The sequence below is a fragment of the Thiocapsa sp. C2-2m genome (assembly GCF_041903745.1).
Lineage (GTDB): Bacteria > Pseudomonadota > Gammaproteobacteria > Chromatiales > Chromatiaceae > Thiocapsa > Thiocapsa roseilacustris.
Map to the genome: position 1 here is coordinate 12,605 of NZ_JBBWVD010000027.1, position 11,464 is coordinate 24,068.

The 11,464-nt window shown below is 55.8% G+C and carries 8 protein-coding genes; 6 read left to right on the forward strand and 2 right to left on the reverse strand.

The genetic code is table 11. The annotated features are described in order from the left end of the window. The first annotated feature begins 702 nt into the window (after window positions 1-702). The 3 genes from AADX97_RS19585 to ssb all read left to right on the forward strand — a co-directional run bounded on the left by AADX97_RS19585 (window position 703) and on the right by ssb (window position 4,625). Window positions 703-1,551, forward strand: a complete 849-nt coding sequence (locus AADX97_RS19585) for an endonuclease/exonuclease/phosphatase family protein (protein ID WP_374235767.1) — start codon at window positions 703-705, stop codon at window positions 1,549-1,551. 30 nt (window positions 1,552-1,581) lie between these two features. Next, window positions 1,582-3,732 (forward strand): fibronectin type III domain-containing protein, encoded by a 2,151-nt coding sequence (locus AADX97_RS19590; RefSeq protein ID WP_374235766.1) that lies wholly within the window; start codon window positions 1,582-1,584, stop codon window positions 3,730-3,732. 458 nt (window positions 3,733-4,190) lie between these two features. Further along, window positions 4,191-4,625, forward strand: a complete 435-nt coding sequence (ssb, locus tag AADX97_RS19595; protein WP_374235765.1) for a single-stranded DNA-binding protein — start codon at window positions 4,191-4,193, stop codon at window positions 4,623-4,625. Between the two features lie 866 nt (window positions 4,626-5,491). Here ssb and AADX97_RS19600 read toward each other — a convergent pair. Both AADX97_RS19600 and AADX97_RS19605 read right to left on the reverse strand, forming a co-directional pair. Next, window positions 5,492-6,541 carry a hypothetical protein gene (locus AADX97_RS19600; RefSeq protein WP_374235764.1) on the reverse strand — a complete coding sequence of 350 codons (1,050 nt, stop codon included), beginning with the start codon at window positions 6,539-6,541 and terminating at the stop codon, window positions 5,492-5,494. 379 nt (window positions 6,542-6,920) lie between these two features. After that, complete coding sequence (locus AADX97_RS19605; RefSeq protein WP_374235786.1) at window positions 6,921-7,268, reverse strand: helix-turn-helix domain-containing protein; 348 nt, start codon at window positions 7,266-7,268, stop codon at window positions 6,921-6,923. Window positions 7,269-7,702: 434 nt separating this feature from the next. Here AADX97_RS19605 and AADX97_RS19610 point away from each other — a divergent pair, with 434 nt between their 5' ends. The 3 genes from AADX97_RS19610 (at window position 7,703) to AADX97_RS19620 (ending at window position 11,361) form a co-directional block, all read left to right on the forward strand. Then, window positions 7,703-9,070, forward strand: coding sequence for a DUF1566 domain-containing protein (locus AADX97_RS19610; RefSeq protein ID WP_374239317.1), 1,368 nt, complete (start codon window positions 7,703-7,705; stop codon window positions 9,068-9,070). A gap of 605 nt (window positions 9,071-9,675) precedes the next feature. Next, on the forward strand, window positions 9,676-10,179 hold the full coding sequence (gene radC / locus AADX97_RS19615) for a DNA repair protein RadC (protein WP_374235762.1): 504 nt from the start codon (window positions 9,676-9,678) through the stop codon (window positions 10,177-10,179). A gap of 87 nt (window positions 10,180-10,266) precedes the next feature. Next, window positions 10,267-11,361, forward strand: a complete 1,095-nt coding sequence (locus AADX97_RS19620) for a hypothetical protein (protein ID WP_374235761.1) — start codon at window positions 10,267-10,269, stop codon at window positions 11,359-11,361. The last annotated feature ends 103 nt before the right edge of the window (window positions 11,362-11,464 follow it).

Here is an 11,464-nt window from a genome sequence, read left to right on the forward strand (position 1 = left end):
AATGCCAGCGTTCGGAAATGGCCCGTTGCTGCCACAACGAAGACCCAAGACCAGCATAGTGATGAATCACAAGCCTCGACAACAGCGGTTGTGGCGACCGGTAGATCTATCGGGAAGTATTCCGATAAAAACAGGCGGAATTACATAAGCAACACCACCAATGCCTGACAAAATCCCTTCCAGATCCCCCGACCGGGATACTCCCGATCCGAAGTCGTCAGCCTTCTCGACAGACTGATTTCACAAGTCCAACAGCCTCGATTCGGAGTCTGCGCTTGCGGTAGGTCAGTTTCTCGACCGACTGCACACGCGCAACGTTGACAGGGCCGAATCTTGTTCTACGCTGTTTGATTGTGGCCCTGATGCAGCTCGACAGGGGCCACCGTGTCGATCATGAGGCATCGACGAAGGACATCCGGTTTCGGCAACTTCCGTTGGGAACAGCCGAGCCGGACATCGCGTGGTGTCGTGAGTGTACGGAATGCACAAGGAACCAGATCAGTGTCCCGATTCGCGCAGTCTTCCGTTTTCCGACCCTTTCTCCAGGTCGCAACGACCTGTCGTCCGTCTGACGGGCGATCTGAATTTTCGTCCGATCCATCCAAGCGCACGCAGACCGCGATGTTGAACATTGCGAATTTTTGCTGTGCTTTCAAAACATTGCCCAACGGGTTTTTGACCAGTTACTAAGGGAGCTTCGTCATGCGCTCGATGGATTGGGTGAGTCGAACAGGTGTCCGTCTGTGGGCATGCGTGTTGATCGGGGCGGTCAGTTGGGAGTGCGCGGTCGCGGATCAGACCGTGCGAGTGGTGAGTTGGAACGTCGAAACCGTGGGAACGCCCGGTAGTGCGCAGTATGACTCCACCGTGGATATTCTCGCCCGCATCGACGCGAATCTGGTGGCAATCTCCGAAGTGGCCAGTGCAGCGGATGCCGACGCGCTTATGGATCTGGCCTTTGACCTTGGTTATCTCTACACCTCGATCGCACCGGCCGGTCCGTTCGGTGCGCTGCGCAATGCGATTCTCTCGGATTACCCGATCACTTGGGAAACCTCTTGGAGTGCTGCCGATCTCTCGGACGATGCGCTTGCCAACGATTTGACGCGTTATCTTCAGGAAACCGTCGTCGACATTACCGATGTCGGAGATCCGTTACGCGTGGTCTCGGTGCATCTGAAATCGGGAAGCGCCAACACGGACGAATATCGACGTGCGATCGAAGCCGTGCGCATGGGGCAGGTCGCGCAACATCCGATCGGCGGCAACGACCCAATCGTCATGATGGGCGATCTCAACGCCGATACACGGGACGACCCTCAGACACCTGCGGTTTTTACCAGCGAGCCCAGCGGACTTCCCACGGACTTTGTGACCGGTGCCGACATTCGTGCGCGACTGGCGGGTGACGGTTTGGTCAACGATCCCTTTCTTTACCTGAAGCCGCATGTCGTCATTCTCGATGCGGAACAGCTCGATGGCGAGGTTGCGCTTGTGCCCCATCATTTTGATAGGGCATCTGAGCAAGGTAGGAACCGAATAGACACCTAAGCGTGCGTGATTCAATAAGGAGATTCTCCTATGTCGAGATCGAAAACCCTTCTATCGCGCATCGGTCGAGCTTGGGTGTTCCCGCTCGGCGTAACCTTGTGCCTGAGTCTTTCCTTCGGTTCCAGCCACGCCATTGAGCTACTTGGAGCGACGCAACCAATCTCCTCAAGCACGTCGACTCATGCCGCTGCGGTGCTCCGCGAGCGGGTCGCCAACGACGACTGGATCCATGTCCGCGTCGAAGTAAGATCCTCCGACGACACTACCGGTCGAGCCGACGTCATCGATCAGATCACGAACGATGTTTTGTTTGCGATGCCGCTTGAGTCTTATCAGGATGTCCAGCGTCAGACGGGCTCACCAAGCCTGTTGCTTAGGGTCGACGCCGCTGGGCTCGATGCGCTATTGACGGATCCATCGGTTGCTTCGGTAGCACCGACGAGCACCTCTGGGGCGATGCAGCGAATCTCGGGTGCCTGGGTGCACAGCTTGGCCATCAAGACCGATGGTAGCCTCTGGACTTGGGGCGGCAACGGGAGCGGCCAACTCGGCGACGGGACAACGACGAATCGTTGGCGTCCTGCCCCTGTCCTCGCTGACGTAGCCGCCGCAGCCGCAGGCCAGGACCACACCATAGCGCTGAAGAGTAATGGTAGCGTTTGGACTTGGGGTCGAAACAATGCGGGTCAACTTGGTGATGGTACTTTCACGGATCAGTTGACTAAGGTGCAGGTGATGAGTGGTGTCGCAGCGATATGGGCCGCGCAGTGGGGATCGCGGGCACTCTCAACAACTCGCAGCCTCTGGCTATGGGGCGACAACGGGTTTGGTCAAATCGGTGACGGAACGTATAACGCTCGATCGAATCCTGTGCAGGTGTTGACCAATGTGGTGGCAGTAGGGGCTGGTAAGTTCCATACCCTAGCCGCGAAAACCGATCGCTCGCTTTGGGCTTGGGGCCTCAATTCTTGTGGCCAACTTGGCGATGGAACAACAATGAGTCGCTCAAGCCCACTTCAGGTAATGACCAACGTGATAGACGCTGCGGCTGGCTCTAACCATAGTCTGGCGCTGAGAACTGACGGCAGTCTCTGGGCGTGGGGTAATAATTTTTTCGGCCAACTCGGCGACGGTACGACGACGGAAAGCTGGAGCCCGGTGCAGATCATGAACGACGTTGTTGCGATTGATGCGGGCGATAGCTTTACCCTAGCGTTGAAAATCGATGGCTCACTTTGGGCGTGGGGCACCAACAGTTATGGCCAACTCGGCGACGGTACGATAACGCAGCGATTGCGTCCCGTGCAGATTATGACCGAGGTATCAGCCATGGCCGCCGGTTACAATTACACTCTGGCACTGAAATCCGATGGCAGTCTTTGGGCTTGGGGTTACAATGGTGCCGGTCAACTTGGCGACGGTACGAACATATCACGGCTTCAGCCCATTGAGGTTCTCGATTTCGGGCCGGAAACGGACCTGCCGAATCCGCCATCAGGTCTTATTGCAGCGGCTGTATCTCAATCCCAAATCAGTCTCAGTTGGGCAGACAATGCCAATAACGAACTAGGCTACCGGATTGAGCGTAAGCTCGACACCGGTGCCTGGACTAAGCTCGTCGACGTTCCCGCGTCCTCGACGAGCTATGTCAACACGGGCCTGATCGCTGAAACAACCTATCATTATCGCATATCAGCTTTCAACGGCGCCGGTTATTCCGGATACTCCAACGAGGCGAGCGCGACAACGGCAGGGGGAGAACCCATTTGCCCCGCCGAAACGACGTTGACGGGTCGGCTGGAACGACCATTGTGGTTAACACTACTGGATCGCGTCCGTGATGATGTGTTGCGAAATACGCCGATCGGATCTGATCTGATTCGCATGTACTACACGCACGGTGCAGAAGTGACGCGACAATTGCGCGAAGATTCACAACTGCGTTTCCAGGCGCTGAATGTACTGTGGCAATTACGTGATCCATTACAGTCCGCCGTTTCCGGGCAACCGACACGACTCGACCGTCGCGATACTCAAGTCATTCATGCGTTCGCGCGTTCGCTGCGAACCGGTGCCAGTGACGAGTTACGTCAGGATCTCGATCGGTTTTTGACACTGGATCTGAACGGGTTATTAACGACGCAAGACGATGTCATAACCAGATCAGCAGGCCAGCCGTAATTTGACGCTCGATGGAAACGGTGCCGTGAGAGTGAAGTGGACGGGACTTATAGTAATTCCGAACTTCTCCGTTCGATCGTGTTACTTGCAGGTGCAGGAGATGCTTATGGAAGGTTAGCAGTTAGAAATCCGTCAACGCTGCCTACCGGTCGAAACAGATGTCATTGGGCAAGGTTCGGAGACCTTTGGTTACGGGGTGATACTTGTTACTCAGCGACTTCTCAGGTCGTCTATCCAATACTTGAGTCATGGAGCCCAAGGTGATATGACCAGCGAAGAGAGACAGATGCTGTTGGCCTAGAGCGTAGTAATACTCGAAAGAGTAGCTGGCGGTCAGAAATCAAAGAACGACATAATCTTCTTATAAATGAGATGAGAATTTTCAATGTTTCGAGAGTACAAGTCCCGCGGTGATGTGGAACCGCACGTTTGATGGTTCCTTGAATAGAGAACGGAATATGAGCGGAATCAACAAGGTAATCTTGGTCGGAAACCTCGGGGCGGACCCTGAGGTCCGCGTCACATCAAGCGGCGAATCCGTTACGACGTTGAGCGTGGCGACCAGCGAGAAATGGAAGGACAAGCAGACAGGCGAACCTGTTGATAAGACAGAATGGCACCGTGTCGTTCTTTGGCGTCGACTTGCAGAGATTGCCGGTCAGTATCTTCGCAAGGGCTCAACGGTCTACATCGAGGGCAAACTCACGACCCGGAAATGGACGGATCAATCGGGACAGGATCGGTACACGACTGAGATCCAGGGCAACGAACTGCAGATGCTTGACGGGCGACCATCCGACGATTCCGAGCGCCCGAGCGATTCAAGAACGCAGGTCTCTGCGCAGAACCGCAAACCAACGTCGCCACACATCGACGACGACGTTCCGTTCTGAGATTTGTCAAGTCGGCTCGGAGAACCAGGCCCTATGCTTTGCAAGTGAACCAGAACTGCACCTATTCACCTTCAAGGGTAACGTGCAGATCTGGATATCCTTGAAAAAGTGCTCCGAGGCACACGCGACAGCTCCAGCAACGTTGCCCATAGGGAACTGCTTGCCTAAACCTGGTCGAGTCTGACTACAACGACGATTTGGGCCATTGCCGCGATCGGCGCGGTGAGCAAGCCAGCGTCCGGTGTCCCAGGTGGTTTGCGGGCGGCGAAGCTGGGCACTTGGAATAACTGCGTTATCGGAGATCGGCAGCCTGTTCCGTGTTTAGGAGCTGGCACTTTTGATCTTCCCCGATGAATTTGACGGAGCCGGAATCTCCTGATCAGAACCGGACTCTCAAGCCTGATATTTGGTCGAGACGATGTACTGGAGATATCAGTATGACAAGGTTGTTGATCGCCGTCTGTTTGGCAGTTGTTGTTCCCGTGGCGTTTGCCACTTCAGTGCCCAAGCTGGCCGATACTTGCCCGAGTGGATACCGCACTGACGGCTCCAGCGGCTATTGCACGCCCGCGTCATCGTCTCGGCCTGCACCGCTGGTGGTGGAGAAGCTCACCAATAACTGTCCGACCGGATATCGAACGGACGGCTCCAGCGGATACTGCACACAAGCATCATCATCAAATCCAGCACCAAGAGTGGTTCCCAAATCAGGAAGTAATTGCCCGAGTGGTTATCGCAGCGACGGCAGCAGTGGATACTGTGTGGCTAGATAAGATGGGATCCTTGTAAGTCACGTTACGCGAGGGTTTCGACCAAGCTCAGGTTTCCTTCCGGGCTGTAGGTTCAGGTGCGTTACGGCATAACGGTCAAGTCGTCAAAACACTGCGCAGCAGGTGTTCGAAGACTTCTGCATGTAACGCCGCATCATCGATTGAATTGTTGTCGATCAGTCCACTTTTCACTTCGTCGATGATGTGCAGGGCTTCAGAGGCGTTCTGAGGTTGCAATTCACGCAGCAGTCCTTCTACCCAAACTCGCCGCACGTAGATCTCCTCAGAATCCTCAGGTCCGAACGTGCCTGGCTGTTCGGTTCTCCGCATGATGTCGCGTACTTGATTCAGCCAGCTCCAGTAGCGAAGCTCAGCAGCGACTTCCGAGAGTGTAGTTGGGTTGACCGAGCGGGTGAACAGTTCCTTGCGTGTATCCTGTTTCAAGCGCCAAGGGTCGCCATCGGGTAGTGCGCCGATCGTGTGCATGACCATCTGTTCCGCCGGTGTCGGCATCATGGCCTCCGGGTACGATCCGAAAATAGCGGCATATTCATTGTAATTGTTAATTCGCTCGCGCGCTTTCTTCACCTTGACTTCGATGTTCGCCATGTCGAACGTTGCGAAGGCCATTACTAAGGGGTCCATGTTAGGTTGGTATTGCAGCCATTCACGGTAGCGCCGTTCAATCTCTTCCGAAGGCGTGGTGATCCGCTCAGCAGCTTCCAGAACAAGGTCAAGTACATGCGGGTTTCGTGCGGTACGACAGACTTCACATAACCATAAGCAAGCGTCGATCTCCCGATCGCCGGTGACGATTGTTTGCTCCGGGAGTGTCGGCACGGTCAACGCGGTCTCGTTACTGTATAACGGCTCTGGGATAGTGAACAGGCGCTGGTGCTCAAGATTGCCGGGGTTGCCGTTCAGTTCGTTATGCGGTAACGATAAGGTCTCGTCGGGTGGTGCTTCGTTGGGGCTGGCCGCGATCAGAACCGTCTCGACAACGGCACGTTTCGTCTTGCCGGTCTGTCTGACGATCTGCTCCAAAGCGGTGGCCGCTTGTGCGTTCAAGGGAACATTCAACCGGGTTAATTGAGACGCCGTTCGCTGGCGGTAGAGGCGTTGTCGTTCGGCGTTAGTCAGCGGCATGTGGGCTCTTCGGTCGTTATGTCATAACGGACCTTATGGCGCGTTATGCCGTAACGGTCAACCCTGTTGGGCTAGCCTTGGGGGTGGGAGTCGACGGAGCGACTTATAGGACCCAAATCGAACCCACTCGGACACGTCAACCTACGCCGATCTGATTGTCCCCGGTCGTGCCGGGCGGGTGGTCTACCGCAACTCGAACCAGCACGAAGGTTGCGCCCTTTGATCGAGGCCAGAAACACGCCATAAGGTCCGATGCAGTTGTTGCAGTAAATGAATGAATGGCGTTGCGGACCCAAGAAGCCGCCGTTGTTTTCCCCCGTCTGGATGTGCGTTGTTCACGTCAAACAGGAAACCTTGCTTCAGACACTCAATTTCGAGATCAGAACGGCGGTTTGTGACAATGCAATACTTCAGTTTCGATCTGGAGCGAAACAACCGAAGTTTTCTGAGAAAAACCCCATACCGAACCATATCCGCCGAGCCTGGTCGGCTCGCCGTTCGGTTCTTCCGTTGTCGAGTTCGGTCCGTTCTCCAACGTCAACAACCATGCCGCCGAGACATCACCGAAGGCCGTGGCAAGAATTTCGGCAATCTCGATATCCGGACGTCGAAGACCGGCTTCGAAATTGGAGATGCGCGACTTGGAGATTGCGCCGTTTGTGTACAGTGCAATTTCCTCGATACTCCATCCGTGGCGGATTCGTGTTGATGCGAGACGGTGACCAATCTGTTCTGATCTCGATAGCTCTGTCTCGACTGCTTGCGCAGATTACTATGCAATATTTGCTCGTATCCTGGCACACGCCACGGTGAGAATGATTGACATGACAACAGACCAAGCCGAACTGCCTGGTGCGATGGAATATCGTGCGGGGGTTCGGCTTTTTTGTTACCCACTCTTAGCATGCCTGGTTACGGGGATGGGCTGATCCGCGGCGCCAGCCCCAATGCCCCAGAAGATCGCGCGATTCGATGATCCGATCTCAAGAGCCGGTTGCGTGGGGCCATCGGCATACTGGCACCTGACCGACATCATGGGAGCGGCTGTTGTTATACCTGGTCGGAAGGCCGGGGCGAACAAGCCTGATGTGCGTCAAGCGGTAACCGTGTTTTGTCAACGGTTCTTTTATGCATCGTCAATACGACGGGGGACCATCCGCAATGAGCATCAAATCTTCTTCATGGTCCGTGTATTTCGCGGCGGTGATGGCCTTATCGTTCGCGGGCCTGCCCTTCGTTGCAGCACAAGCCGCAATTCCGGACGTAGACGGGCTTTACACGGCATGTTATTCAAACGTCTTGCAGACGATTCGGCTGATTGATCCCTCGCGTAGTCAACGCTGCACAAGGTTAGAGACAACAATCACCTGGAACGCGACGGGCCAGCAAGGCGAGCGGGGAATTCAGGGAGAGGTAGGACCGCAAGGACCGAAGGGGGACGCGGGTGACACCGGACCTAAAGGCGAACAGGGAATTCAGGGAGTGGCAGGTGCCAGCGGATCGCAAGGTCCGGTAGGCCCGAAGGGGGACGCGGGTGCGCAAGGCCCAGCGGGTGTAATGGGTCCGACCGGTCCAGCGGGTCCGGAAGGTCCGGAAGGTCCGGAAGGTCCGCAAGGCATTCCCGGCACCGGGAGCAATGCCGCTGGTCCCTGTTTCAGTGACGACAGCCGCATTGTCGACTGCGAAAACGGCACCTTGACCGATGGCGTCACCGGACTGATTTGGCTTGCCGATCCGTCGTGCTTCTCCTCGACGAGCTGGGCGTTAGGCAATGCGGATGCAGCAACGCTGGGTGATGGCGCCTGTGGTTTGACCGATCAATCCTTGCCGGGCGACTGGCGGTTGCCGACGGCGGAGGAATGGCGGTTGAGTCGCGCTGTCGTCCCCGCGGAGGACAACGCGATCTATTGGTCGGCCACGACGAACGGGGCGGATGCGACCCTGGCGATGACCGCGAAGCGCGACAACGGGATCATCGCCCGCGCCAAGAGTACGTCTTACAGGGTCTGGCCGGTGCGGGGTGGTCCGGCGCCCGCGATCGACCCCGACGTGGATCGAAACCTGTGGCGCTATCAGCCGACGGGCACCAACGCCGAGTGGATCAAGGATCTCGGCACGGGTTTGGAATGGCAGCGCTGCAGCGTCGGGCAGAGCTGGAATGCGGGCTCGCAGACATGCACCGGTGCTGCCACCGCGTTTGACTGGTACGCGGCCGTTGCCCAGTTTGGTGCCGAGGACACATTCGGCTTCCGGCTCCCGACCATCGCCGAACTCCGTACGTTGGTCTATTGCTCGAGCGGAAGCCCGGTCACGATCAATATGCGCGACGATTCCATAGTGTGCCAAATCTCTTCGTCCCCGGCGATCGTATCCTGGGCCTTTCCCAATACGCCTGGCCCATTCTGGTCTTCGTCGCCGAGTGCCTACGGTTCGGGCTACGCGTGGGTCGTCTATTTCGGCCATGGCAGCGTCGCCTACAACTATAAGTACGACACGGAATACGTTCGGCTCGTGCGCGCGGGGCAGTGATTTGGCTTTTTGTTTTTGCGGGACCTGAACCTGTTACGTGCGTTGCACGCTCGGGGCCTAGTGCCCGATCCGAACACCGAGCCGTGAACAGGCTAGCGTCGAAAAATTAAGCAGAACAATTGGGTAGAGTGAAGAGCTGGCCTACATGCCACTGTAGGCCAGCTTATCAGTTTCCGCGCCTTTCTATGACTTGTCGATGCGCTATCCACCTCGACACACACCACGGCGCGCAGGGTGGCTTTCTAAACCCACTCTCGCCAGAGATTAGTATCAGCGCGCTAGACGCTCGCGAGAACCCGGCTCCGGTCGGTTGTCGTGGCTGGCTTGAGTGTCTGCGTGACTGTCACGCGAGCCGCTTGCAGTCGTTGCAGCAATGCAGCCGACAGCGTCGAGAAGTCAATAAAGTCTTCTCCCTACCATCTGATACCCGTCATCCAATACCCGCTTAGGCGGGTTTATTTTTTGCCCAAAAAATATACCAATCTGCGTTCTAACTAAGCCCTGCAATTCCACGAATTTATCTCACCATCCCTCTGTGGTTTCGAGCTGCGAATATGTAGATATAACTCTACATACCATTCGCCGTTCAATCACAGAGGTACCCGATGAAACGCATTCCTCGCTCGATTCCGTTGGAACCCCAAGCACTGCGACGTGCTGATTTATCCCCCGACGAACAAATCCTGATCGCAAAGGCGATTTCATGCCTTGAGCGGACCTATCGCGTTCGCGGTACGGCCATGAATAGTCCGGAAGCCACACGCGATTATCTCAAGCTGCATCTCTACGGTCTGCCCTATGAAGTCTTCGCCGTGATGTATCTGGACAATCGTCACCGTGTCATTCGATACGAAGAACTCTTTCGAGGCACCATCGACGGTTCCAGTGTGCATCCGCGTGAAGTGGTTCGCAAGGTTCTCACGACCAATACCGCTGCCGTGATCTTTGCGCATAACCATCCTTCAGGAAACGCCGAACCCTCTCAAGCCGATCTTCGTATTACTCAACGTCTTCGCGAGGCACTCAGTCTGATCGATGTGCGTGTGCTGGATCACATGATTGTCGGAGACGGCAACATCGTCAGCTTGGCCGAGCGGGGCTTGGTCTAACTCAGATACCACCGTTTGAACGGCGGCTTATTCCAAAGGCGTTCGACATGAACGCTTTCTTTTTCCGGTGATAAAAGGGGAAACGCGATGATCACATCTCTGCGTTGGTTGTCTCTATTGTTGAGTCTACTGATTGGATTGATCCTTTGGCAACATGCGCAATTGTCTCTACTGGCCTTGATCCGCATCGATCCGGTACCCGAGACAAAAGCTCTGATGACGGAAGGTCGTTATGCCGAAGCGGCCGAGTATCTGGAGTTCTTTCTCGACTATGAGTATGTGCGAAACAATCCGGATGCGATTGCACTCAACACTGATATTACAGCGATTCGGTCGACTCTGGCGTACTCGGCGGAAAAGGTAAAGGAGGGCTTACTGGAAGGCACCAGCGACGAAACCCTTGGTCAGGTGACAGGAATCGTGTCGGATCTTTTGGTGATTGGCGACATTCGCGATCTGATGATTCAGAGTGGACATTGGGTGCGTGGAGATTCCGTCGACGAGGTGATCGTTGCGCTGTCGACGATCGGCCTGGTTGCAACGGCGAGTTCACTGGCAAGTACGGTTGCGACGGTCGGAACGGGAGGAACGGCGGCACCGACGGTTGTTGCCAGCAGCATGTTAAAATCTTCGGTCACAACGCTCAAACAGGCGCATCGTTTGGGTCAGCTACCGAGCTGGTTAAGGGAAACTCTGATCTCCAGTGCCAAAACGGTTCGTCAAACCGGCAGTATCGAGTCGGTTGCGCAGATTCTGGAGAACGTCCGGCGCTTGACAGCGATTCGGGGAGGTCTCAGCTTGTTGAGTGGCACCCGGAACGCCGAATCACTGCATCGGTTCGCTCAGGTCAGCGAAACCTTCGGAGATGCGACCCGTACCTTGTTTCGCTTGGGCGGCGAGACCTTTCTGATCAGTGCACGACGTGCACCAAGTGCACAGTCTGCCGAAGGGGTTCGGCTGGCGACAACCTATGGTCCGAAGGGGCTGCGACTGCTCGATCGCGTGGGACCGACTCGATTCGTCAAGTATTCGTCTCGCGGTACGAAGATTGCTCACAAAGGTGAGGTTGTGCAGAAGATTGCCCGTCTGTTGATTCATCTGCCGCGGGGTCTTCTGTACGGTATCTTGATTCTGACGAGTTTGCTGTGGCTGCCGTGGCGTTGGATGTTGTTTCGGCGTTGACGCGATAGTAGGTGTTACGCGAGACCGTAGAACGGTCTCGCTTTTTATTGTTGAAGCGAGGATCAGTCTGCTGTCACTGACGGTATTATGTCCGGAAGTTCTA

Bases quoted from the DNA above. Each gene is read 5' to 3' on its own strand.
- AADX97_RS19590 (WP_374235766.1), top strand. From the start codon at position 1,582: ATGTCGAGATCGAAAACCCTTCTATCGCGCATCGGTCGAGCTTGGGTG.
- AADX97_RS19585 (WP_374235767.1), top strand. From the start codon at position 703: ATGCGCTCGATGGATTGGGTGAGTCGAACAGGTGTCCGTCTGTGGGCA.
- radC (WP_374235762.1), top strand. From the start codon at position 9,676: ATGAAACGCATTCCTCGCTCGATTCCGTTGGAACCCCAAGCACTGCGA.
- AADX97_RS19600 (WP_374235764.1), bottom strand. From the start codon at position 6,541: ATGCCGCTGACTAACGCCGAACGACAACGCCTCTACCGCCAGCGAACG.
- ssb (WP_374235765.1), top strand. From the start codon at position 4,191: ATGAGCGGAATCAACAAGGTAATCTTGGTCGGAAACCTCGGGGCGGAC.
- AADX97_RS19610 (WP_374239317.1), top strand. From the start codon at position 7,703: ATGAGCATCAAATCTTCTTCATGGTCCGTGTATTTCGCGGCGGTGATG.
- AADX97_RS19620 (WP_374235761.1), top strand. From the start codon at position 10,267: ATGATCACATCTCTGCGTTGGTTGTCTCTATTGTTGAGTCTACTGATT.